23 protein-coding genes are annotated in these 25,110 nt (G+C 45.0%); all 23 read right to left on the reverse strand.

The features are described 5' to 3' along the window. Window positions 1-45: 45 nt before the first annotated feature. The gene (locus tag H539_RS0103860) at window positions 46-771 is read right to left on the reverse strand and encodes a GntR family transcriptional regulator (RefSeq protein ID WP_026692430.1); all 726 of its coding nucleotides are present in this window, start codon (window positions 769-771) and stop codon (window positions 46-48) included. A 221-nt stretch (window positions 772-992) separates the two neighbouring features. Then, complete coding sequence (locus tag H539_RS0103865) at window positions 993-3,365, reverse strand: DNA translocase FtsK (RefSeq protein WP_026692431.1); 2,373 nt, start codon at window positions 3,363-3,365, stop codon at window positions 993-995. Between the two features lie 232 nt (window positions 3,366-3,597). Beyond that, window positions 3,598-3,828 (reverse strand): YlzJ-like family protein, encoded by a 231-nt coding sequence (locus H539_RS0103870; RefSeq protein ID WP_026692432.1) that lies wholly within the window; start codon window positions 3,826-3,828, stop codon window positions 3,598-3,600. Next, complete coding sequence (locus H539_RS0103875; protein WP_035321884.1) at window positions 3,825-4,562, reverse strand: ClpP family protease; 738 nt, start codon at window positions 4,560-4,562, stop codon at window positions 3,825-3,827. Before H539_RS0103875 ends, H539_RS0103870 begins: the two co-directional genes overlap by 4 nt. A gap of 175 nt (window positions 4,563-4,737) precedes the next feature. Next, window positions 4,738-6,405 carry a ribonuclease J gene (locus H539_RS0103880; protein ID WP_026692434.1) on the reverse strand — a complete coding sequence of 556 codons (1,668 nt, stop codon included), beginning with the start codon at window positions 6,403-6,405 and terminating at the stop codon, window positions 4,738-4,740. 180 nt (window positions 6,406-6,585) lie between these two features. After that, entirely contained in the window at window positions 6,586-7,467 is an 882-nt protein-coding gene (gene dapA / locus H539_RS0103885; protein ID WP_281171379.1) for a 4-hydroxy-tetrahydrodipicolinate synthase, read from the reverse strand. 12 nt (window positions 7,468-7,479) lie between these two features. Then, window positions 7,480-8,736, reverse strand: a complete 1,257-nt coding sequence (gene dapG, locus H539_RS0103890) for an aspartate kinase (RefSeq protein ID WP_026692436.1) — start codon at window positions 8,734-8,736, stop codon at window positions 7,480-7,482. 117 nt (window positions 8,737-8,853) lie between these two features. Continuing rightward, window positions 8,854-9,912 (reverse strand): aspartate-semialdehyde dehydrogenase, encoded by a 1,059-nt coding sequence (asd, locus tag H539_RS0103895; RefSeq protein ID WP_026692437.1) that lies wholly within the window; start codon window positions 9,910-9,912, stop codon window positions 8,854-8,856. A 133-nt stretch (window positions 9,913-10,045) separates the two neighbouring features. Next, complete coding sequence (locus H539_RS0103900) at window positions 10,046-10,645, reverse strand: dipicolinate synthase subunit B (RefSeq protein ID WP_026692438.1); 600 nt, start codon at window positions 10,643-10,645, stop codon at window positions 10,046-10,048. Beyond that, on the reverse strand, window positions 10,642-11,544 hold the full coding sequence (gene dpaA, locus H539_RS0103905) for a dipicolinic acid synthetase subunit A (RefSeq protein WP_026692439.1): 903 nt from the start codon (window positions 11,542-11,544) through the stop codon (window positions 10,642-10,644). Before dpaA ends, H539_RS0103900 begins: the two co-directional genes overlap by 4 nt. 731 nt (window positions 11,545-12,275) lie before the next feature. Beyond that, window positions 12,276-12,527, reverse strand: coding sequence for a YlmC/YmxH family sporulation protein (locus H539_RS0103910; RefSeq protein ID WP_026692440.1), 252 nt, complete (start codon window positions 12,525-12,527; stop codon window positions 12,276-12,278). A 412-nt stretch (window positions 12,528-12,939) separates the two neighbouring features. After that, window positions 12,940-14,175, reverse strand: coding sequence for a M16 family metallopeptidase (locus H539_RS0103915; RefSeq protein WP_026692441.1), 1,236 nt, complete (start codon window positions 14,173-14,175; stop codon window positions 12,940-12,942). Window positions 14,176-14,220: 45 nt separating this feature from the next. Beyond that, window positions 14,221-15,180, reverse strand: coding sequence for a polysaccharide deacetylase family protein (locus H539_RS0103920; protein ID WP_026692442.1), 960 nt, complete (start codon window positions 15,178-15,180; stop codon window positions 14,221-14,223). Between the two features lie 123 nt (window positions 15,181-15,303). Then, window positions 15,304-17,421 carry a polyribonucleotide nucleotidyltransferase gene (gene pnp, locus H539_RS0103925; protein ID WP_026692443.1) on the reverse strand — a complete coding sequence of 706 codons (2,118 nt, stop codon included), beginning with the start codon at window positions 17,419-17,421 and terminating at the stop codon, window positions 15,304-15,306. 558 nt (window positions 17,422-17,979) lie between these two features. After that, window positions 17,980-18,249, reverse strand: a complete 270-nt coding sequence (rpsO, locus tag H539_RS0103930; RefSeq protein WP_026692444.1) for a 30S ribosomal protein S15 — start codon at window positions 18,247-18,249, stop codon at window positions 17,980-17,982. Window positions 18,250-18,381: 132 nt separating this feature from the next. Further along, on the reverse strand, window positions 18,382-19,329 hold the full coding sequence (gene ribF / locus H539_RS0103935) for a bifunctional riboflavin kinase/FAD synthetase (protein ID WP_026692445.1): 948 nt from the start codon (window positions 19,327-19,329) through the stop codon (window positions 18,382-18,384). A 77-nt stretch (window positions 19,330-19,406) separates the two neighbouring features. Beyond that, window positions 19,407-20,315, reverse strand: coding sequence for a tRNA pseudouridine(55) synthase TruB (gene truB, locus H539_RS0103940; RefSeq protein WP_026692446.1), 909 nt, complete (start codon window positions 20,313-20,315; stop codon window positions 19,407-19,409). A gap of 170 nt (window positions 20,316-20,485) precedes the next feature. Beyond that, window positions 20,486-20,848, reverse strand: a complete 363-nt coding sequence (rbfA, locus tag H539_RS0103950; protein WP_026692447.1) for a 30S ribosome-binding factor RbfA — start codon at window positions 20,846-20,848, stop codon at window positions 20,486-20,488. 17 nt (window positions 20,849-20,865) lie between these two features. Then, complete coding sequence (locus tag H539_RS0103955) at window positions 20,866-21,144, reverse strand: DUF503 domain-containing protein (protein WP_026692448.1); 279 nt, start codon at window positions 21,142-21,144, stop codon at window positions 20,866-20,868. Beyond that, complete coding sequence (gene infB, locus H539_RS0103960; protein ID WP_026692449.1) at window positions 21,141-23,369, reverse strand: translation initiation factor IF-2; 2,229 nt, start codon at window positions 23,367-23,369, stop codon at window positions 21,141-21,143. Before infB ends, H539_RS0103955 begins: the two co-directional genes overlap by 4 nt. Before the next feature lie 21 nt (window positions 23,370-23,390). Next, window positions 23,391-23,693 (reverse strand): YlxQ family RNA-binding protein, encoded by a 303-nt coding sequence (locus tag H539_RS0103965; RefSeq protein WP_026692450.1) that lies wholly within the window; start codon window positions 23,691-23,693, stop codon window positions 23,391-23,393. A 4-nt stretch (window positions 23,694-23,697) separates the two neighbouring features. Then, complete coding sequence (gene rnpM / locus H539_RS0103970) at window positions 23,698-23,973, reverse strand: RNase P modulator RnpM (RefSeq protein WP_026692451.1); 276 nt, start codon at window positions 23,971-23,973, stop codon at window positions 23,698-23,700. Between the two features lie 15 nt (window positions 23,974-23,988). Then, window positions 23,989-25,092 (reverse strand): transcription termination factor NusA, encoded by a 1,104-nt coding sequence (gene nusA, locus H539_RS0103975; protein ID WP_026692452.1) that lies wholly within the window; start codon window positions 25,090-25,092, stop codon window positions 23,989-23,991. Between the last annotated feature and the right edge of the window lie 18 nt (window positions 25,093-25,110).

Genomic DNA, 25,110 nt, shown 5'->3' on the forward strand with positions numbered 1-25,110 from the left:
TTGAATTAGTAGAAAATAAAGAATTCTCATTACCTGCAGGTCTGTTTAAACCCGCTTGCGCAGCACATGGAAACTGAATTTATCAGCCTTAAAATAGTTGACTGAGTATAAAATCGGCTGGTCCTGTTCGTTGTAATGAGTCTGCTTTAAAACCAAGAGAGCCGTTTCAGGTTCACAATTCAGAATCGGGGATATTTTTTCGTGATATCCGATCGGTTCTATATGTGCAATGGCATAGGTAACTTTATTGGCTGACTCCTTTTCAAGAAGATCCAGAAGGGATTCTTCTTTCTGGGAAAGGTCCCATTCCAGTATGGAAGCGGGAATTTTATCAATACAATAAACTACGGGATCTCCATTGGCTGTCCTGACACGTTCAATTACAGATAGAGTCTGGTCGCTGTCAAGGGCAAGCTTTTTCTGATCCTCTTCTGTAGGCTCCTGGGTATATGAATCTAAGAAAATAGTACCCGGATTCATTCCGGCATTCTGGATCATCCCGGTAACACTATTCAGCTGTTCAATACCCGAGGTAAACAGGGGCTTCCCGTTTACAAATGTGCCGACGCCATGGCGGCGGATAATCACATTTTCCTCTTCAAGGATCCTGAGTGCTTCTCTAAGTGTTGCTCGGCTTACTCCCAGCTGCTTGGCAAGATCAAATTCAGAGGGCAGTTTTTCTTTCTCTTTATATACCCCTGACTCTATATCCTGTTTAATTCTGTCAATAACTTGTAAATACAAGTGCCGATTATCCAGCTTAATAGGCATGCACGTTCCTCCAAAGACATTGTCCTAGTCATCAGACCTCTGATTTCTATCTTTTCTACTAATCGAATATACTTTATCATTATTTCTAGTAGAAATAAATAGTTGAAAAAAAATTGTTTATATGCTGTATTTTATTTTTTTTCTCAAAATTCCCTCAAAACCGAATAAAAAAAAGATTTATATCCAAATTTATCGGATATAAACCTGTTTTTTCCAAATTATTAAGATGTATGGGCTTCGTTTTCGTCTTTCGTTACGAGTACCGTTCTCGGCTTACTGCCTTCATATGCCCCGACAATGCCTCTCTGTTCCATTTCATCGATAAGCCTTGCCGCTCTTGAATAACCGATTCTAAAGCGTCTTTGAAGCATGGAGACCGATGCGGTCTGCATTTCTACCACGAGCGAGACGGCTTCCACATACAAGTCATCCTCGACTTCCCCTGATACCTCCGGAATATCATCTGGAATCATTTCTTCATTATACTGAGCTTTCTGCTGTGAGATGACATAATTCACAATGGTCTCTACTTCATCATCTGAAAGAAAAGCTCCCTGAACCCTGACAGGCTTTGATGCTCCTACCGGAAGAAAGAGCATGTCCCCCCTGCCTAATAGCTTTTCCGCTCCGCCCATATCGAGTATGGTCCTTGAATCTGTCATGGAAGAAACGCTGAACGCAATCCTTGAAGGAATGTTTGCTTTAATAACTCCCGTAATTACGTCCACGGATGGCCTCTGGGTGGCAATGATAAGGTGAATGCCGGCAGCACGGGCCATCTGGGCAAGCCTTGTTATGGCATCTTCCACATCGGAAGAGGCGACCATCATTAAATCCGCCAGCTCATCGACGATCACCACTATATAAGGAAGCAGAGGCTGCTTTGCTTCACTTTCGGCATTATGCCTCTTGACTGACTCATTGTAGCCTTCGATATTCCTGGTTCCGCTGTGGGAAAACAGCTCGTACCGCCGTTCCATTTCGCCTACGACCTTTTTCAGAGCCTGCGAAGCTTTTTTAGCATCGGTCACCACTGGTGCAAGGAGATGCGGGATCCCATTATAAACGTTTAACTCCACCATCTTGGGGTCAATCATCATCATTTTTACCTCATGAGGTTTGGCCCGCATAAGGATGCTTGTGATGATTCCATTTATACAGACAGATTTCCCGCTCCCTGTAGCGCCTGCCACCAAAAGATGGGGCATTTTATTGAGCTCGGCAAGTACCGCTTCACCGCCGATATCCCTGCCAAGGCCGATCTGCAGCTTGGCATCAGGCTTGTTATGGTCCGGAGAGTCAATGACTTCCCTTAGTGTAACCATGGCGATTTCGGAATTAGGGACCTCTATGCCCACTGCGGATTTACCCGGAATAGGCGCTTCAATACGGATATCCTTTGCAGCGAGAGCAAGGGCAAGATCGTCAGAAAGGCTGACAATTTTGCTGACCTTTACCCCTACGTCCGGATGAACTTCATATTTTGTAACGGCCGGACCTAAATGAACCTGTGTTACCTTTGCTTTCACCCCAAAGCTCAAAAAGGTCTTTTCAAGCTTGGCTGCATTGGCATGAATAAGTTTAAATTCCCCGCTTTGGTCTGCCTTTTTAGGCTTGGCCAATAGATTCAGGGACGGAAGCTGATATTTCGCATTTTCCACTTCCGTAAAATTAATTGCCGGAGATAAATCTTCTTTTTCCTCTGATGAGGGCTTACCTGTCTTAGGCTGAACCTTTTCATTTTCACGTTCTTCTGTATCAGCCTGGTTTTTTTCCTCTCCATATGCCTTACTTGCAAAGTTGGAAATGATTCTTGGCTCTTCCGCTGCCGGAACAGGATCAATCGGAAGATCTGGAAGCGGAGCAGACTTGGACCTTGTCCGCCTTTCCGGTTTGGCTTCCTTATCTCCAGCCTCCTGCTCCTCCTCTTTCAGCCTCTTTTTTTCCGACCGGTCTTCGTGCCAGCCCTTCATATCTTCTATAAAAGCTCCCCACTGCGAGCGCGAAAAACCTGCCAGCGATTGGACAAACTTTCCGATTGTTTCTCCGAGTGTTTTACCGGTTACCAGAATAAGCCCCATAATAATCATCAAAAAGGCGATGATTTTGGTTCCTGTACTGTCAAACAGAAAATAGCTTGCCGCAAAAAGGACAGCTCCTATCATCCCGCCCCCCAGGTCGCTTGTGCTTGTCTGACCCTTCGCCTCCATCCAGAAAAGCTCCCAGGTATTCGCAATCACGCTCGGTTTTTTAAATGGGCCTCCTTCTGCCAGAAGGTTGAATAATGTAACATGGCTGAGCAGCAGGATGGAAGCAACGATAGAATATACTCCCACAAGCTGCCTTTTGAAGAAAAACGGGATTTTTCTTTTCCACATGAGATACATACTTAAAATGCATAATCCGATCAGGGAGAGTATATACCACTCTCCCATAAAGAAACGGACCAGCAGGACGATCGACTTTCCTACTGTACCCAGGCCGGCCATGGCAATAGCCGCCAAACCAAATAAAATGAGTCCGATTAATTCATATTTCAAGGTTTCCTTGAAGCCTTCTGTTTTTTTGCTGGATCTTCTTTTTCTTTTAGCCATTTCATCACCTTTTGCTTACTATACTAAAAGCGCCCCCCTCTTTACGAAGGGCACTGCTGTCCACATGGATGGGCTGCCCTGCTGCGGAGTCTTTCCTGGCAGCCATATATGTATGAACAAATAAAACCCGGCGTCTGCCGAGCTTAAGAAAAGAGTAGAACGATCCCCAGACGGCCGGGCAGTGTTCTTCTCTATGCTATTATAGCATAATTAAATGGCTGTAACTTATTAATCATCTAGCAAAATCCGACGGGGAATACTGCAGAAAGCTGCCGGGCTGGATATCAGCAATCAAATAGTGGCCTGGTTCCGTGCTGATAATTCTTTCGACCCGGAAGCAAAATGGCGAATGCATTTGGACCTCCAGCTGGATTCCGCGGTAATCAATCTCCATACAATCGGGATATCTCTCCATCTCCTGGCCCAGCATCAATTCATGCGGCATGGTGGTATAGAGGATCATTGGATCATCCCTTTCCCCGCCTCATTATATTCAGCAATCAATTCATTGAGCCTTCTCATAGCCTGTCCCACGCCGCCAACCGAGTCGATGAGGCCGGAATCCACTGCTTCTGAGCCAACCACATTGGTCCCGATATCCCTTGTCAGATTTCCTTTGGCAAACATCAATTCCTTAAATGTCTCTTCTGGGATTTTAGAATGCTTGGTAACAAAATTGACAACCCGCTCCTGCATTTTATCCAGATATTCGAACGACTGAGGCACTCCGATTACCAGCCCTGTCAGCCTGATGGGATGGATAGTCATGGTGGCTGTCTCGGCAATAAAGGAGTGGTCACAGCTTACTGCGATAGGGACGCCAATGGAGTGTCCGCCGCCCAGAACAATAGAGACGGTCGGCTTCGAGAGGGATGCAAGCATCTCCGAAATGGCCAGCCCCGCTTCGACATCTCCTCCAACCGTATTTAAGATAACCAGGAGGCCTTCTATGTTGGGATTTTGCTCGATGGCCACGATCTGCGGGATCACGTGCTCATATTTGGTTGTTTTATTCTGGGGAGGAAGCTGTAAATGTCCTTCAATCTGTCCAACGATTGTTAAGCAATGAATCTTGGAATCCTTCGACATCTGCGGCACATTTGTCTCGCCCAGCTCCTGGATTTTTTCAATCAGGCTTGAGGCATGCTTCCCGGATTCCTGCTTTCCGCCCTCAGACGGCTTCTCGTCTTTAATCATCATCATTTCCCCTTTATGTTTAGTCTCATGTAGTATGAGCCATTCTTTTTGAGTTCATTCGCCCTTTTACATACAGGGCAGGGGACGACGGAGATGCAGGGCCGCGTTAAACAAGCCCTGGCCCAATAAAAGAGCCCAGGCGCTTGAACATGCACCTGGACTCCCGCAGTCTAATTCAGCCCTCCATGATGATTGGAAGGATCATAGGACGCCTCTTTGTTCTTTCATATAAAAATTGATTAAGGGAATCTCTTAATTCCTGTTTAAGGCTGGCCCAATCAAAGGATTCGCCTGAGATTTTCTTTTCGACGATGCCCCTTACAAGGCTGCCCGCCTCATCCATCAGCTTTTCGGATTCTCTCACATACACGAAACCGCGTGAAATGATTTCCGGGCCGGCTGATATTTGCCTTCTGGATTTATTCAATGCCACCACTACAATCAGGATACCGTCCTGGGACAAGAGCCTGCGGTCTCTTAATACGATGTTCCCTACATCTCCTACTCCGCTGCCATCAATCAGCACATTTCCTGAAGGAACCTTTCCGCTGATACGGATTGTGTTTCCTTTAATCTCAGCTGCTTCCCCTTTATCCAGCACCAAAATCCTGTTCTTTTCCATACCCCATTCCGCAGCGAGTTTTACATGTGCCTTCAGCATCCTGTATTCTCCGTGGACTGGAATCAGGAATTTCGGCTTCATCAGGTTCAGCATCATTTTTAATTCTTCCTGGCTTCCATGGCCTGGTACATTTATGACCTTTTTCCCAGAAACCACTTCGGCTCCTGCGCGGTATACCATATCCATGGTTTTGTATAAATTCAATTCTCCGCCTTTGATTGGCGGAGCTGCGATAAGGACGGTGTCTCCCGGCTGGATATTGATCTGCCTATGGTTCTTCTTGGCCATTTTTCGCAATGCTTCTATCGGCTCTCCCTGAGAACCCGTAATCAGCACAACCAATTCATTGTCTGGATAATCCGAAATCTGCGAAACTGGAATGATCATATCTTCAGGAACATCAAGATACCCGTTCTTTAGTGCTATTTCATAGACTCTTTCCAGGCTTTTTCCCACTACCGCAACTTTTTTTCCATTTTCATGGGCAGCATTAAACACATGCTGGATTCTATTGATATGAGAAGCAAAGCAGGCAACAATAATCCGGTTCTCTGCATTGTAGAATACATCTGCCATCCCTCTTGCCGCAACGGCCTCAGAAGGTGTATAACCCGGCTTTTCTGCACCCGTGCTCACAGAAAGCAGCGCAAGCACTCCTTTTTCGCCAATGGACGCCATCCTGCCTATTTCAGGCTGATACAGCGGTGCTGCTGCCTGGTCAAACTTAAAATCGCCTGTATAGACAATCGATCCCTCTGTGGTATCAATGCAGATCCCTACAGATCCAGGGATGCTGTGATTGGTTCTGAAAAAGCTGATTTCCGCAGAAGGAAATGAAAGAACTGTTGATGAATCAACGACCGAAAACTCGACATTTTTCTTCTGCTTGCGATCCAGTTCTTTTAAATTGGCTTTGGCCAGTTCCAGAGTCAGCTTTGTTCCGTATACAGGCACTTGAAGCTTGTCCACAAGATACGGAAGAGCCCCTATATGGTCCTCATGGCCATGGCTTAAAAAGATTCCTCTTATTCTATGTAAATTCTCTTCAAGATAGGTAATATCAGGAATTACGACATCTATGCCGAACATTCCATCCTCAGGATACATCAAGCCTGCATCCAATACATAAATATCCTCTTCCACCTCAACCAGATACATATTTTTGCCAAGCTCTCCCTGGCCCCCAAGTGAAATGATTTTAATAGATTGTTTATTTTTCAAATGATTGTCCTCCTATGCTGATATGGTTCCGTTCATTGCAATTGGTTTTATTATACATGAATAGAAAATGGAGTGCCAACCAATTCATATATTTTCTTTAGCCTGCATACAAAAAAACGCCTGATTCCCTCGATGGCTCTTGGGGAATCAGGCGAATAAGTGTATATGCTTTCTAGCATATTATAAAAGGTTCATAGTATTCTCAAGCAATTCTGTAAGAGTATTTCTCTCTGTTTCCGTCAAGGCCACTAGAGGAAGTCTTACAGATCCGACGTTCAGCCCTTTCAGCTGAAGCGCAGTTTTTACCGGAACAGGGCTTGGGGATGTAAATAATCCCTTCATGATCGGAGTCAGCTGCTGATGAAGCTTCGCTGCTTTCTGGTAATCACCGCTATAAAAGGCTTCTACCATATTCTGCATCTCGCTGCCGATTATATGGGAAGCAACCGAAATAATTCCCGTTCCCCCAATGGCCAGGACTGGCAGTGTCAAACTATCATCTCCGCTGTAAAGCATAAAATCATCATCTGTAGCAGCCAGAATTTCCGTCATGGCATTCAAATCCCCGCTGGCTTCCTTAACAGCCACAACATTAGGGATTTTTGACAGTCTTACAATTGTCTCTACAGAGATATTGACAACTGCCCTGCCAGGGATATTGTAGATCATGATAGGAAGGGAAGTGCTTTCGGCAATGGCTGCAAAATGCTGGTACATGCCTTCCTGGTTTGGTTTATTGTAATAAGGGGCAACGAGCATGACTGCATCCACTCCGGCTTCTTCAGCCTTTTTTGTCAGTTCGATGGAAGCACGTGTATTATTGCTTCCCGTGCCCGCGATGATCGGGATCCTCTTGTCTGCAGCTTTTACCGCATGGCGGAAAAGGGCAGCCTTCTCTTCAGTGGATAGGGTAGGTGATTCTCCTGTAGTGCCGGCCACAACAAGCGAATCGCTTCCGTTATCAATTAAATAGTTTATTAGCTGTGTCGTTTTGGCAAAGTCGATATTCCCCTTGCTGTCGAACGGGGTTACCATTGCCGTAGAAACTCTTCCAAAATGCAAAGTGCTCACTCCTTAATTAAACTGGGTTTTATCTTCCCCTAATCCCTCTATTGATTCTACATGCAATTCAAAAGCGTCGTGCAGAGCGTTTACTGCCTCCACCAAATTCTCTTCCTTAACGAGTACCCAGATGGTAGTATGGCTGTCTGCTGACTGCAGGATACTGATCCCTTTTTCAGAAAGGGCAGTCACAATCTTGGCAGTAACCCCCGGAACCCCGGTAATGCCCGCTCCGACCACAGACACTTTGGCGCAGTCCCTGTGTACAGATGGTTCATACCCTAGATCATGCAGGATCTGGACGGCAAGATCAGCCATGTCATCCGCCACAGTATATACCACTCCCTGAGGGGAAATATTGATGAAGTCCACACTGATATGGGCGTTGGCCATAGCCTTGAAAACATCAGCCTGAAGGTCATACTGATTTTTTTTCGCGGTAACCTTGATCTGGGTAATATGGGATACATGCGCGATACCCGTCACCAGGCGCTCTTTGATATCGGTTCCCCGTTTATCTTTACTGATGGAAGTGACAAGCGTTCCAAGGCCGTCTGAATAAGTGGACCTGATCCTTACAGGAACTTTCGCCTGCATGGCGATTTCCACCGCTCTAGGATGTATGACCTTTGCTCCCTGGTACGCCATGTTGCAGACCTCAGTATACGTAACCACCTCAAGAGGGCGTGCGTTTTCCGCTATCCGAGGATCTGCAGTCATGATGCCTTCCACATCTGTGAAGATATCCACCCATTCTGCATTCAGCGCAGCTCCCAGGGCCGCTGCAGACGTGTCACTGCCGCCGCGTCCGAGCGTCGTGATATCCCCGTTCCTTGCCGCCCCTTGAAAACCAGCCACGACTACAGCATCATGATGCTCCAGCTCACGTTTAATCCGGTCGCATTTCATTTCAATAATCTTTGCATTTGTATGGTCGCTGTTTGTCCTAAAACCAGCCTGGGCGCCAGTGAAGGCCGTAGCTTTAATCCCATTCTCCACGAGCAGATTAGTAAATACCACTGATGAAATGGTTTCCCCCACGGATAATAACAGGTCATGTTCACGCTGTGACAGCCTGCTGTCGGATCCGTTCACAAGGGAAAGGAGAGTATCGGTTGCATAAGGCTCTCCCTTGCGTCCCATAGCCGACACTACAATAACAGTCTTGTATCCTTCCTTTAAAGCTCTCTGTATATGGCGAAGTGCATGACTGCGGCTTTTTTCATCACGGACTGATGTTCCGCCGAATTTCTGAACGATGATTTTCATGATAACACCTCTAATAAATTCAACAGGCTGGCTTCCCAAGCGAAAGACTATATCCCTATCTGTGTAAGTCTTGACGCCTGCACATGAGCCAGCCCTGTCTGTTTTTCCTAGTTTTTATTATGCTCTTTCTTTAACTAATTCCATTCGCAGAAGGCTTTCAGCGATTTGGACTGAATTCCAGGCAGCCCCTTTTAACAAATTGTCTGAGACTACCCACATATGAAAGCCTTTTTCTTCATCAAGGTCTTTCCTGATCCGTCCTACAAATACTTCATTCTTTCCAACGCTGTGTGCAGGCATCGGATAGACCTGTTCAGCCGGATTATCCTGAAGGATTACACCAGGTGCCCCATCCAGCAGGCTTTGAATATCCGAAGCTTCTACTCCATCCTGGCCAATTTCAATATAAACAGACTCAGAGTGCCCGGTTTCCACTGGAAGGCGGACACAGGTTGCGGCAACTTTAAGCTCTGGCATATGCATGATTTTCTTGGTTTCATTCACCATCTTCATTTCTTCAAATGTAAATCCATTATCCTGAAATTTATCAATTTGCGGAACTGCATTAAAAGCAATCTGGTATTTCTTTTTATCGCTTCCTACAGGAAGAATCTGCGGAGTGAATTCTTCATTGTTGATCAAGGCACGCGCCTGATCTTTAAGCTCCTGGATGGCTGCAGCCCCTGCTCCGGAAACGGCCTGGTACGTTGAAACCACAACCTTATTCAGCCCGTATTGCTTCCTGATCGGTTCAAGGGCAACCACCATCTGAATGGTTGAACAGTTTGGATTTGCGATAATGCCGTTATGCTTTCTTAAATCCTCTTCATTCACCTCAGGCACTACAAGCGGGACATTTTCATCCATGCGGAAGGCACTTGTATTGTCGACCACAATTGCCCCGCGTTTGACCGCTTCGGGAGCAAGTGCTTTTGATACGCTGCCACCAGCTGAAAATAAAGCGATATCCACGCCTTCAAAGCTTTCAGGCTTTGCCTCCTGCACGGTATACTCTTCACCCTTAAAAGTGATTTTAGTTCCTGCTGACCTTGCTGAAGACAATAATTTCAGCTCTTTTACAGGATAATTTCTATTTTCAAGCGTACGGAGCATCTGCTGTCCAACTGCACCAGTAGCTCCTACAACTGCAACATTCAATCCTCTTGCTTCCCCCATGTATAACCCTCCATCATCAGCTATTGTGTATTGTCTTTAGAAGTTATTGTAATGTTTCTTGATTTATTAGTCTAATAAACATGTTCAATTTTATCATACTAGAGCGTTAAAGTTACAGTTTTATTCTGGTTTCTTACTCCGCATCCCTAAAACGTTCTATAATGACCGGCTGAATCTGCTCCCTGTTCAAGGCATACATGATAGTATCCCTCAGGCTTTCCATCCTTGCTACCATGGAACTCGGTTTCTTTTCGGGATCATCCTGCCCAAATGGAATAAAATAAATATTCTTTGCTCCCATTAATCTCATTAAATTCACACCATTCAGGCCGAGGGCATCATTTGTAGAAATCCCAAGGACAACCGGTCTATGATTCCTCATGGTGGCCTTCGCAGCCATAAGGACCGGGGAATCATTTTGTGCATTGGCCAGCTTGCTCATCGAGCTTCCTGTTAAAGGGGCGATGACCATGCAGTCGAGCGGTAGCTTTGGACCCAGCGGTTCCGCTTTTACAATGGTATCGACAACACGGTTGCCTGTGAGCTCTTCAATTCTTGCCACCCAGTCTTCCCCTTTTCCGAAACGGGTTTCTGTGTGCTTAACGGTCTGGGTAACAATCGGGATTACTTCTACCCCCTCATTGACCAGGTTTTCAATTTGAGGAAAAACGGCATCATATGTGCAATGGGATCCTGTAAGGCCGAAGCCTATTCTTTTGCCTTTTAAACTCATGGTGTGTCTTCCATCCTTCCGCTTAAATCATTTCTTAAAAGCTGGGCCAGAACATTAGCCAATATTTTTCCGGCTGTCTTAGGTGCGACTATTCCTGGAAGTCCAGGGGCAAGCAGAGCTTTGATCCCCCGCTTTTCCGCATATCTGAAATCGGTTCCCCCAGGTTTTGAAGCCAAATCAATCACCAGGGTATGCGGCGGCATATTGGCGAGCACAGCCGCAGTCACAACAGGATATGGTACAGTATTTATGCAAATATCTATATCTTGAATCTTTTCCTCCAAATCCTTGATATGAAAAGGAGTCAGGGCCATTTCTGTTATGCGGGCTAAATCTTCGCTTTTCCTGGCACCTACCTTTACATGGGCGCCCAATGAGTGGAAGGTTCTGGCCACACTCATCCCCACCCTGCCAAGGCCCAAAACCATGACATTCGATCCATGAATGGTGTAATCCGTATGCTGAATAGCCATCATGATCGTGCCTTCAACGGTTGGAATGGAATTGTAGATGGCTACATCATCCCGCTCAAACAGCTGAACGAGCCTTCTATTCGCATTCTTGGTAATTTTATCTAAGTATGCGTTGGTGATCCCAGAATAAATCGTGCAATGGGAAGGGGTTTTTTTCAATATTTCCTCTGTTAACACCACTTCTTCGCTGGAAAAAATGGTTTCGATGCCTCCTTCTGTGCCGGTACCGGGAACAGGAAGAATAATGGCATCAATGGTGCTCATATTCAGGTCCTTAAGCTTTTCTTTAACCGCTCCCGTAAAAGCATGGTCCAGTTGCTCAAAGCCTACCAGCCATAATTTCGCATCGAGCTGCGTCAATTTCCTTATCACTTCCAGCTGTCTCGCATCTCCGCCAATTACGGCGATTTGTATGCCTGTCAGCATTTAAATTTCACCTTCTCCTAAATAAATGTATGAAAGCGTCAGGATGTCTGGCAGGTGAAAAGTGTGAAATAAGCCTATTCGCTTCCGCCAGGTGTATTCGTTCCTTTTATTCTATGTGCATCGGTTTTATAAGGTGATACTCTCCATTATCTTGTTTAGCCTATGCAGACGGCAGCCATTAGGGAATAAATGGGCAAAAAAAATAAGGATGTCCAATAAGTCCTAAAAAAAGCAGGCGGAGAAACGAAAATCCACCTCCACCTGCTTTTAGTTTTATTCGGCTGACTTCACCATCTAGGATTTGACGCATGGTGGAGGTGATTGTGCATCCGTACTGATTTTAGTGGGAAAAATCTCTTAATTCGGTAGTGTGGGATAAAAGGGGCTTCTTCAATAGAGGGGAAAACTCCCCTTATTCGTAGTGCGGGATAAAAGGGGCTTCCTTCAATAGAGGGAAAAATTCCCCTTAATTCGTAAAGTGGAGTAAAAAGGGCTTCAATAGAGGGAGAAATTCCCTTTATTGACTCAAAAAGTGCGAAAATGAGGGCTTTTTTTTCCCATAAGGGAAAAACTTCCCTTATATTCCTCAAAAAGGCATCTGGTCAGGATTTAAGGGGAATTATTCCTCTTATTTTTATTCCTAATCTAACCCGAATAAGGACTATTATTTAAAAAGGTGCCCTCCGGAAAGCCGGTCTACCTGACCTTCTGGAGGGCACCTTTCCGGACTTCTATTCTGGCTCAGCTTCTGTACCAGGAATATCGATGATAATCATATCGGCCCCGATTTTTTTGATGTGATTCCACGGAACTCTTATTTCATTTCCATTCTTTTTAAAACCAAACCATTTAACATTTGGAATGATCAGAGCGGTAATCTGTCCCTTTTCATTGATCTCTAAATCCGTCTGGCCAAGCACCCCTAACCGCTCTGCACGCTTAACGTCCACAATTTCCTTGCCGCTTAACTCGCTGAGCCTCAAAACAGCATCACCTCCGAATGTCCCATTACTTAATCTATATAAGATATGACGGGATAATATGAGAAGGAAATTTTTTTCTCGTTCACTTTTATGAAGAGATTAAAAGGTGGGGCCGCATTGGACTTTGAATAATATTCTTTGCAGGCACTGCTTTCCGCTTTTCTACTCGTGCGCAGCGGGACAGATGACACCCCGCAGGCGGAGCTTTAGGAGGTTCACCGTCCGCCCCTCGGAAAGCAAAGCGGCTGGAACGGAACTTAGGTACCCCGCTTTTATACATATAACAAAATAGCGGCTGGTTTAAACGCAAAAAAATAGGGATTTGGAATAGTATCTATCCCAAATCCCTTTTAACGATCTGCCTGTGATCTTCCCTCATTGGAAAGGTTATTCTTACACAGCTAGTGTATTCTTATTTTGCCTGCTTCCAGTCTTCAAGCGGACTGATGAGCGCCATGGAGTATTGGTCATCGAAGATTTCACGCGCTAGTGAATTTACACTTTCTTCCGTAACGCCGTCTATTTCTTCAACAATCTCATCCAGAGAGCGGTGTCTTCCGAGCAGCAGCTCGTTTTTTCCGTTCCGGCTCATTCTGCTGTTGGTGCTTTCGAGGCTTAGCATCAGGCTGCCCTTTAACTGCTCTTTGCTATTTTTCAGCTCCCGCTCTGTAATTCCGTCTGCTTTTAACTTAGCAAGAGTTTCATGTACCGTGGATAGCAGAAGTTCAAGCTGGCTGGCCCCTGTGCCGCCATAAATGGTCACCAGCCCGTTCTTCTCATAGCCTGAATGATACGAATAGACGGAGTAAGCAAGCCCTCTTTGTTCCCGCACTTCCTGGAATAAACGGCTGCTCATGCTGCCTCCAAGGATATTGTTAAGGGAAATGAGGCTGTATACTTTATCATGGCCGATCGGAAGACCATTAAAGCCCAGGCAGACATGTGCCTGCTCAGTTTCTTTCTTCCTTGATAATGTATTCTGGTGGAAGTCTGCTTTAATCACTGGTCTCTGCCCTTTTCCTCCAGTATAGCTTCCAAAGTATTTTTCCGCTTCATTGACGAACAGTTCATCAATGTTCCCGGCAATGGAGACCACTACATTATCAGGAATATAATAATCATGCATATACTGCTTCAAAGTATCCCCTGTAAAGGTATCGAGGGTTTCTTCTGTTCCGAGTATCGGATATCCGAGAGGATGCTTTTCATATACCGCCTGGCTCAATAGATCATGCACGATATCATCCGGAGTATCTTCATACATCTTAATTTCTTCGTACACTACCTTCTTCTCTTTTTTCAATTCTTCATCAACAAAGGTCGAATTGAAAAACATATCTGCCAGAACTTCAAGGGCATAACTGGCATGATTATCCAGCACTTTTGCATAATAGCAGGTATATTCTTTTGACGTGAATGCATTCACATGTCCGCCAATGCTGTCAAAGGATTCTGCTATTTCCCTTGCAGAGCGGGTGGAAGTCCCCTTAAAGAACATGTGCTCCAGGAAATGGGAGATCCCATTATTTTCTGGATTTTCATTCCGTGATCCTGTTTTAATCCAAATCCCAATTGCAACCGAACGTACAGTCGGAATATTTTCTAAAACAATCCTTACTCCATTCTGGCAAGTATATCTCTTTATCAATACAATTCCTCCTAATCTAGCTGCAAAACAAACATCTATTGACTATTAATGCATAATTCTTTCTTCACTTAATGAACCGGAAACGGTCATTATATGAAGATTTTCCTGTTTGATTCGTTTAATTAGCTTATCCAAAGCTTTAGAACTTGATTCTGTAGGATGCATAAGGATAAACGCCCCTGGATGCAGCTTGTTCATCACTCTCTCAGTAAGAGTTTCCGGGCTGGGCTTCTGCCAATCAATCGTATCAACGCTCCACATAATAGTGCCCATTTTGTTTGCACTTGCAATTTTCACTGTTTCGTCCTTGAAACTTCCGCTTGGTGGTGCAAACCATTTGCAGGTAACGCCTGTAACTGCCTTGATGATGCCGTTTGTCTTTTGTATCTCATCCTGTGCCCTGCCGGAGGATAATGCAGCCATGTTGGGATGGGAATAGGAATGATTCCCTATTTCATGTCCGCCTTCTGCAATCATTTTAGCAAGCTCAGGGTATTTTTTGGCCCATCGTCCTTCAAGGAAAAATGTTGCCTTAACATCATTCTTTTTCAGAACGGCCAGCATGTCCTGTAAGTATTCGTTTCCCCAGGCAACATTTATCAGCAGGCTGACAACAGGCTTATCAGGGTTTGCTCTATATATAGGGGCAGGGGGGAGATCTTTCAAGTGTTTTTTAGGCGGAACTTGTTTATAAATCAGTTTTTTGCTGTCGAACCTGCCTGACTTTTTCATCTTTTTATATGAAGCATCCAATTCCACTTTCAAACCATTATAGCCTGGCACCGTTTTCCACACCGGGTCAATTTTAGCATTCTGAGCAGGTATTTCAAAGCGTTTCGCCTTGGTTTGCAATTCGCTGTAAAGGCTGCCGGATGCAGGCTCTGTCTGGTTGTTCTGTTCATTCCATGTCTCCATATACTCTTCTGTCAATGGATTCTGAACTAATATCCATGATATACCTGCGATTGCAAATAAAGCAATAAAATGTTGAAATTTAGTATTCATACCATGCCCTCCCATATAAACATTACCTTTACATGTTTATGTGGCAGGAGGACAAGGTAGAACATTCGGGATATCACTTAGGGTCTATAACCTAAAAAAAAGCCGGGTTTCCCCAGCCTTCTCTTATGAATTTGAGTTTTCCTCAGCCTTCTGTTCTTTAAGAACTGCTTTACGCGAAAGGTTGACTCTTCCCTGCTTATCGATATCAAGGACTTTAACCAGGATTTCATCACCGATGGCCACAACATCCTCGACTTTTCCGACACGTTCTTCAGCAAGCTCTGAAATATGGACCAATCCATCTTTACCGCTGAATATTTCTACGAACGCACCAAATTTTTCGATTCGTTTTACTTTACCAAGATACAGGGCGCCCACTTCCACTTCACGGACGATATCCTCGATGATCTTCCTTGCCTTCTGGTTCATTTCTTGATTTGTAGAAGAAATGAATACTGTTCCATCCTGCTCAATATCGATTTTTACGCCGGTTTCTTCAATGATCTTATTGATCTGTTTGCCGCTCGGCCCGATAACATCCCTGATCTTATCCGGATTGATTGTCATGGTAAGAATCTTAGGAGCATACATGGAAAGCTCTGTGCGCGGAGCCTCGATTGCTGTCTGCATATGCTCTAGAATATGCATCCGGCCTCGTTTTGCCTGCTGCAGGGCTTCCTCCAAAATCTGTCTTGACAGACCTTCAATTTTGATGTCCATCTGCAGGGCAGTAACACCTTTTGCCGTTCCAGCAACCTTGAAATCCATATCTCCAAGGTGGTCTTCCATTCCCTGGATATCTGTAAGAACCGTATAATTCTCGCCTGTCTTGATCAGACCCATTGCGATACCTGCAACTGGCGCTTTGATCGGAACACCTGCATCCATCATGGCCAGGGTGCTCGCACAGATGCTCGCCTGAGAGGTTGAACCGTTAGATTCAAGAACCTCTGCCACAAGCCTTACCGTATAAGGGAAGTCCTTCTCGGAAGGAAGCACCGGCTCAAGAGCTCTTTCTCCCAGGGCTCCATGACCGATTTCACGACGTCCCGGCCCCCTCATGAACCCTGTTTCCCCTACGCTGAAAGGAGGGAAATTGTAATGGTGCATAAAGCGCTTGGACTCTTCCACCCCAAGACCGTCAAGGATTTGAACATCCCCAAGGGCACCGAGTGTACAAATGGAAAGCGCTTGTGTCTGACCCCTTGTAAAGAGTCCTGAACCATGCGTTCTTGGCAGAATTCCTACTTCAGAAGAAAGAGGACGGATTTCATCAGGCTTTCTTCCATCCGGGCGTACCTTATCTTCCGTAATCAGCCTGCGGACTTCAGCTTTCACAAATTTCCCTAATATTTCTTTAACCTGCTTTATTACCTCAGGTTCAGCTTCCTTTTCTTCATATTGGGCAATGACCTTATCTTTAACTTCATTAATGGCCTCTTCACGTGCATGCTTTTCCTGCACCTGTACAGCTTTATTGATATCAGATTCACACATGGAGCGGATTTCCGCTTCAAGCTCTGAATCTACTTCATAAAGTGCCACTTCCCTTTTCTCTTTGCCCACTTCACCAGCGATTTCTTCCTGGAAAGCAATAAGGCGTTTGATTTCGTCATGACCAAACATGATTGCTTCAAGCATAACCTCTTCAGGCACTTCATTCGCCCCGGCTTCAACCATGTTAATGGCATCTTTGGTCCCGGCAACGGTTAAATTGATATCGCTTTTTCCCATCTGCTCGACAGTTGGATTAATAACGAATTGATTTTCAATCCTGCCGACAACCACACCAGCGATAGGACCTTCAAAAGGAATATCAGATACGGTCAAAGCAAGTGAAGATCCAAACATTGCAGCCATTTCAGATGAACAATCCTGATCCACACTCATCACCATGCTGACAACCTGTACCTCATTGCGGAAGCCATCAGCAAATAGCGGGCGGATCGGACGGTCTATCAGCCGGCTTGCCAGAATAGCCTTCTCACTTGGACGTCCTTCACGCTTGATAAATCCTCCAGGAATTTTCCCAACCGCATATAGCCTTTCTTCATAATTCACAGTTAAAGGAAAAAAGTCTACTGTTTTTGGTTCCTTGGAGGCAGTGGCGGTGCTAAGGACCGCTGTATCGCCATAACGGATCAAAGCAGCTCCGTTTGCCTGCTTGGCCAGCTGTCCAATTTCAACTGTTAACTGGCGGCCAGCCCAGTCAATGGAAAAAGTTCTTTTAGTTTGTTCCATTAAAAATAAAACCCCTCTCTGTTTCTAACGAGTATTCTAACGGCTATCAGCCGAAAAAATATGTACCTTGTTTTACTAAAAGTAATATATATGAATATGGCATATATTTTTAAAATACAAGCTCTCATTCGCATTATAGTCAATCAACAGCAAAAATAAAAACAAACTACTCCTATTATGCACGAAAAGAGCAGGATATAACAACATAATGTATTAAGTTAGCAGTAACCCAAGGAATATTTTCCCTTAGTTTAGCATATTTAAAACCTAATTCCAGTGTATAGCATTTTATATGTAAGCTGTTTTCTTGAATTTTGCTATTTTAAACAGGAGTTTGATTTTCGCTCCAGGAGTGCCCGCTTTCCGCGGGAGTCTCGAACCTTACGCTCCATCACCCTGAATTGCAAATTAGATATCTCCCATTAAAAAGCCACAATTTTTTTAGAAAAAGCGTATATGTAAAAACATGCAATGTTTTATCATTTTACTTAGGAGCTGGATACAAGATATCCTCTAATATACAAAAAAGCGGGAATAGTTCCCGCTTTCTCTTAAAAATTATCGGCGTAGGCCTAATCGGTTGATTAGTTCACGGTAACGAGTTACATCCTTGTTACGCAAGTAAGTAAGCAAGTTACGGCGTCTACCTACCATTTTTAGAAGACCGCGACGTGAGTGGTGGTCTTTCTTATGAGTGCGTAGATGATCGTTCAAATTGTTAATCTCTTCAGTTAGGACAGCAATTTGAACTTCTGGAGATCCAGTATCGCCTTCATGAGTTTTGTACTCATTGATTAGCTCATTTTTACGTTCTTTTGTAATAGCCATCTATTTTCACCTCCAAATATCTTTCAAAAATCCCCGAAAACTGAGCAAACGTTGGTGATTCGCATTGCCAAGTAATGGTTCATCTCATACAGGTTATATCATACATCTTTTCAATAAGAAAAGCAAGTACAATCAAAAATTATTGGAAAAATACTCTCTTGCTTCATCTTTATCTCTGCTGATTTGGGCAACCAGCTCATCAAGGCCGCTGAATTTCTTCTCGCTTCTCAGTCTTCTGTGCCATTCGATCTTTACTTCATTTCCGTAGATCGTATCATTAAAGTCAAAAATATGGACTTCAACATTTGGATTTTCAGGTTTTTCTTCATGGAAGGTAGGCTTGTAGCCGACATTGCAGACTCCAGAATGCCACTTGGAATCCACCTGGATCCTGACGGCATAGACACCTGTTGCCGGGTAAACAAAGGGCTCTTCCAAGGCAATATTAGCCGTAGGAAAACCTAATTGCCTTCCCCTCTTTTCACCATGAATTACGGTTCCATCCGCCGTATAGAAGCGCCCTAGAATCCTTGACAGTTCTTCAGTCTGCCCGTTTTTCATCAGCTCGCGGATTTTGGTCGAACTCACTTTTTCCTGGTTATCTGACAGCTTCTCAACTGTTGTAGAATCAAATTGGTCCCTAGAATGAAACGGCATAGTTTCCATCGTCCCTTTTCCTAATTTTCCATAAGTGTAATCAAAACCGGCAACCACATGTTTCACATTGAGGCCAATCAGGTATTGATCCACAAACTCCTGCGGGAGTAACTTAGCAAACTCCTCTGTAAAATGGACTATAAAAAGATAGTCGATCCCCAGTTCCCTCATGATCTCAATTTTAGTTTTAAGAGGGGTGATATATTTTACAACCTTATTCTTCTTCCCAAGCACCTCGGATGGGTGGGGATCAAAGGTCATGACCGATACAGGAAGTGAAAGCTCTTCCGCCTTTGCTTTGGCCGTATTGATCACCTTCCTATGTCCGAGATGGACTCCATCGAAAAAACCCAGGGCCAATACATGATGGGGAAAATCGGATTGTTTAATATGGTGGGGATGATTTATATAAATGGTCTCCACAAGAATTCTCCTCTTCCTTAGCGGGAAAGCATAACATAATCAGGCTTTACTGCTCACGAGGACACACCTAAGCCCTTTCATTCATTACGCAGGACTTTCACCGGCTTCATCAGGCCCGTTTTTTCAGGATGAAGCTTATAAATGGCCAGGGCTTTCCTGCTGCTGTCCATTATAACAAAGGGCCCATCAATTGAGTGTATTTCTTCGGGAACCGGAAGCACCGCGCCATTTTTAATTTTCTCTGATACTTTATCACTTATATGATATTTAGGCAAATGAGACAAGCCTATTTCCAGCGGCAGAAGAAAATCCTCACCCTGCCGCACTTTTTCTTCTACTTCCTCAAAGGTTAAACAGTCTTCAATCGAAAATGAGGCAGATCTGATGCGTTCTAACCGTGACATATGGGCGGGAAATCCAAGCCGTTCTCCAATCATCACAGCAAGTGTCCGAATGTATGTACCTTTGCTGCAGCTGACACGGAATTTAAAGGAAATGTGCTTCCCTTCAAATGAATCCCTCGAATCTAAAAGCTCCAAGGAATAGATGGAAACTTCACGGGAAGGCCTTTCGACAGTCTGGCCAGCTCTGGCGTATTCATACAATTTCTTTCCGTTGACCTTTACAGCCGAATACATAGGCGGAGTCTGTGTTATGACCCCTGTCAGACTTCCCAGGACCTCCACGATCTCCTGCCGGCCAATGACACGGTCTACCTCTTTTTCCTCGACGGTTTCGCCGGAGGAATCTTCCGTGGCCGTCGCATACCCCAGGGTAACTTCCCCTTCATAGGCTTTTCCGGCATCGGTTATGTATTCTGCAATTTTTGTGGCCCGTCCCACGCAGACTGGAAGCACCCCGGTCACATCAGGGTCAAGCGTTCCTGTATGGCCGACCTTCTTTGTGCCTAATATTTTACGAAGTTTAAAAACACAGTCATGGGACGTCAGCCCTTTAGGTTTCAAAAGCGGTAATATTCCCTCCAAGCCAATAACCTCCAGTTTTTAAAAATAAAATAAGAAAAAAAGAGGCTCGCTTATGCCGGGTGTCCTGCAGATCGTCCCTGACCAGACAAAATGTCTGATCAGGGACCGCAGAATCCCCCATACACAAGCCAGCCTCAAGTGGTTAATCGTTCATGCTCTTTATCTTCAGATCATTCTCCGCTTTGTTTATGATCTTCTTTATTAATCTGTGTCAGAAGATTTTCAATGCGGTTTCCATAATCTACAGATTCATCAAATTCGAAGAAGATTTCAGGCGTTTTTCGAAGCCTGATTCTCTGACCAATTTCAGAGCGGATGAAGCCCTTCGCCTTCGCAAGCCCTTTGAGAGTATTCTGCCTCTGCTCTTCATCGCCAAGAACAGAAATATATACCTTGGCCTGCTGCAGGTCTCCTGTTACTTCTACATCTGTTACTGTTACAAAGCCGATGCGAGGATCCTTGATCTTACGGCCGATGACCTCGCTCAGTTCCTTCTTCATTTGTTCGCCAACTCGGTTTGCACGAAGGCTCATATAATCACCCCGTTAAATTAAAGCCATTCTATCTCAGTTAGTGTTCGTTCTATCTCTGGAAAAGAGTCTAAATAGAGCAGGGCTTTTTGCAGCTCTTTTTCACTCATGATACGCGAGGAGGACACCACGGCGATCGCCAGCTTCGTCCGCTGCCAGACATCCTGGTGGTCCACCTCAGCGATTGAAATATTAAATCTCTGCCTGAGCCTTGTCATGATGCGCTGAAGTACTGCTCGTTTCTCTTTTAGGGAATGGGCATCGTAAATCACACACTCAAACTCGGCAAAGCCAATCATTTGCGCTCAATTTCCTCCATGACATAGGCTTCAATAACGTCGCCTTCTTTGAGGTCATTGTAGTTTTTAATCGTAATACCGCACTCATAACCTTGAGAAACTTCCTTCGCATCATCCTTGAAGCGTTTAAGAGCATCGATTTCCCCTTCAAAGATGACTACGCCCTGGCGAATCAAGCGGATTCCGCTGTCACGTGTGATTTTCCCGTCCGTAACATAAGATCCGGCAATCGTTCCGACTTTAGAAACCTTGAAGGTAGTACGGACTTCAGCCTGGCCGATGATTTTCTCTTCAAATTCAGGATCGAGCATCCCTTTCATCGCGGCTTCAATTTCCTCGATGACTTTGTAGATGATGCGGTGCAGGCGGATATCTACATTTTCAGATTCGGCCGCACGTTTAGCATTTACATCCGGGCGCACATTAAACCCAATAACAATCGCATTGGATGCAGTTGCCAGCATGATGTCATACTCGTTGATGGCGCCAACGCCGGAGTGGATGATCTTAACCTTTACGCCTTCCACTTCAATCTTCTGAAGGGAAGCTGACATAGCCTCAACAGAGCCCTGTACATCTGCTTTAACAATCAGGTTGATATCCTTAACTTCCCCTTGTTTCATTTGTTCAAATAAATTATCAAGGGTCACGCGGGCTTTTTCTGAACGATTGGATTGAACCTGGCGCTGGGCACGGGCTTCCCCAACCTGACGGGCTGTTTTCTCATCTTCAAATACCACGAACAGATCGCCTGCCTGAGGCACTTCGTTCAGACCTGTTACTTCTACAGGAGTAGAAGGACCGGCATCCTTTACACGGCGTCCCAGATCATTGACCATAGCTCTGACACGTCCGAAGGCATTGCCGACTACAATGGGATCCCCAACCTTTAACGTACCATTCTGAACAAGGAGGGTAGCCACCGCACCCCGGCCTTTATCAAGCTGTGCTTCAATAACGGTGCCTGAAGCTTTACGGTCCGGATTCGCCTTGTACTCTTCCACCTCACTGACGAGGAGGATCATCTCAAGGAGATTCTCAATGCCATCCCCATTTTTAGCAGAAATCGGAACAAAAATGGTGTCGCCGCCCCAAGCTTCCGGTACAAGGTTATGCTCCGTCAATTCCTGCATAACACGATCCGGATTAGCTCCCGGCTTATCCATTTTATTCACAGCCACAATAATTGGAACCTCAGCTGCTTTCGCGTGATTGATGGCTTCTACCGTCTGCGGCATTACGCCGTCATCCGCTGCGACTACAAGGATGGTAATATCCGTAACCTTCGCTCCGCGTGCACGCATGGTTGTGAATGCCGCGTGTCCCGGTGTATCAAGGAAAGTAATTCTTTTATCATTGACCTCTACCTGATAGGCACCGATATGCTGGGTGATGCCGCCGGCTTCACCTTCCGTCACCTTTGTGTTCCTGATAGAGTCAAGCAGAGTGGTTTTACCATGGTCAACGTGGCCCATAATCGTAACAACAGCAGGACGCCCGATAAGGTTTTCCGGAGCATCTTCTTCAGCAGCAAGAGTTTCAAGATCTGTTAGATCTACTTTAATCTCTTCTTCTACCTCTACCCCATATTCAGTAGCAATTAACTCAATCGCATCTTTATCCAGTGATTGGTTAATGGTCGCCATTACTCCAAGCAGGAATAACTTTTTAATGATTTCAGAAGGTTCTCTATGAAGCTTTTTCCCAAGCTCCTGTACAGTTAAGGATTCAGTAAAGGTGATTTTCTTAGGAAGCTCCCTTTCTTTGCGCGGAGGAGCCTGGTACGTTGATGTTTGAGGCCGTTTATTATTTCTGTTTCGATTATTGTTTCGGTTGTTATTATTATTTCTGCCTTTATTAAAGGATCTGGAATCTTTGGATGGGCTGTTGCCTGCAGCAGCTGGTTTATTAGGATTTTTCTTTGTCAGCTTCTGCTTGTTCACGCTGTTATCATTATCATGTTCCTCAAATGTATTCGGCTTAACAGCAGCTGACTGCTGGCCTTGGGGATGCTGCTGGCCACCTGTTTTATTCGCAGGCTTTTGTCCTCCCCCATTTTTCTGGTCCTTTGGCTTGTATGCACTATCTAGTTTATTTACTGTAGAATCGTCGATTGCTGTCATATGATTGGTTACCTCTATATTCATTTCTTTTAGTTTCGTAATGACGTCCTTGCTGGAAACATTATGTTTTTTTGCATATTCGTAAACACGTATCTTCGTCATACGTCCACCCCCATAAAAAATTTAATCGAGCAACGTCTGAAGTTTGTCTGCAAAACCCTCGTCAAGGACTGCAATTGTTACACGGGCGTCTTTACCGATTGCTTGACCGAGCATGAATCTATTTTCCGCTCTGAAAAGCGGAACATTATAAAACTTGCATTTATCGATAATTTTCTTTTCTGTATTCTTTGAAGCATCCTGGGAAAGGAACACAAGCTTCGCTTTTCCGTTCCTGATTTCTTTAACAACCAGCTCTTCACCGGATATCAGTTTTCTTGCACGGGCAGCGAGCCCTAGCAGTGAAATCCACCGTTCATTATCCATGGAATCAGCGGTTCTCCTTTTCAGCGAGTTCTAGAAGCTCATCATAGAGGGAAGGATCAATGGCCGCGCCCAGCTGGTTCGCCAGTATGTTCTTCTTTTTCGCCAGCAGAATCGCCTCTTTCTCAAGAGTAAGATAGGCTCCCCGTCCTGCCTTTTTTCCGGTAGGATCAACTGAAACCTCGCCCTCCTTAGAGCGGACGATGCGAATAAGCTCCTTCTTAGGCTTCATTTCGCCTGTGGCCACACACTTCCTCATAGGGATTTTCTTGCGACTAATCACTAAAAGCCCACCTCTCTATTCTTCTGACAAACTGTCTTCAATGTCAAAGGATAAAAGCTTTTCCTCTACAGGATAAATTCCTGCTTCCCGGGCTTCCGACTCACTCTTTATATCAATTTTCCAGCCTGTCAGCTTAGCCGCCAGTCGTGCATTCTGTCCGCGTTTTCCGATCGCCAGGGAAAGCTGGAAGTCAGGAACAATGACGGTTGTCGCTTTTTCTGCTTCGGAAACCATGACCTCAAGGACCTTTGAAGGGCTTAGGGCATTGGCAACAAAAACAACCGGATCTTCAGACCACTTGACAATGTCAATTTTTTCGCCTTTAAGTTCATTAACGATCGCCTGCACCCTTTGTCCCTTTGGACCCACACATGAACCTACAGGATCCACCTCAGGATTATCGGAGTGGACAGAAATCTTGGAGCGGTCCCCCGCTTCGCGGGCAACAGACTTGATTTCCACGGTGCCATCATAGATTTCCGGCACTTCGATTTCAAAAAGCCTCTTCAGCAGGCCAGGGTGCGTGCGGGATACAAAGATTTGCGGCCCTTTTGATGTTTTTTCCACTTTGGTTAAGAAAACCTTAATCCTGTCATGCGGCTTATAATGCTCGTTTGGCATCTGCTCGCTTTGAGGAAGCAAAGCCTCTATCTTTCCAAGACTGACATAGATGAAGCGGGAATCCTGGCGCTGTACGATTCCAGTCATGATGTCTTCTTCACGGTCAATGAACTCGGAATAAATAATGCCCCGTTCAGCTTCACGGACACGCTGTGTCACTACCTGCTTCGCAGTCTGGGCAGCAATTCTTCCAAAGTCCTTGGGAGTTACTTCCATCTCAACAATGTCTTCTACCTGGTAGTTAGGGTCGATTGCTTGAGCTTCTTCAATGGAAACTTCAAGGCGCGGATCGAATACCTGGTCCACCACATCCTTGCGTGCAAAAACACGCATGGATCCTCTTTCAAGATTTATATCGATTCTGACATTTTGTGCCTGGTTGAAATTGCGTTTATAGGCGGACACAAGCGCCGCTTCGATCGCTTCTAATATTACATCTCTAGAAATGCCCTTTTCCTTTTCCAAAAGGACTAAAGCATCAAGCAACTCACTGCTCATTTTTATCCCCCTCGAATA

The sequence above is a fragment of the Peribacillus kribbensis DSM 17871 genome, assembly GCF_000430765.1.
GTDB lineage: Bacteria > Bacillota > Bacilli > Bacillales > DSM-1321 > Paraperibacillus > Paraperibacillus kribbensis.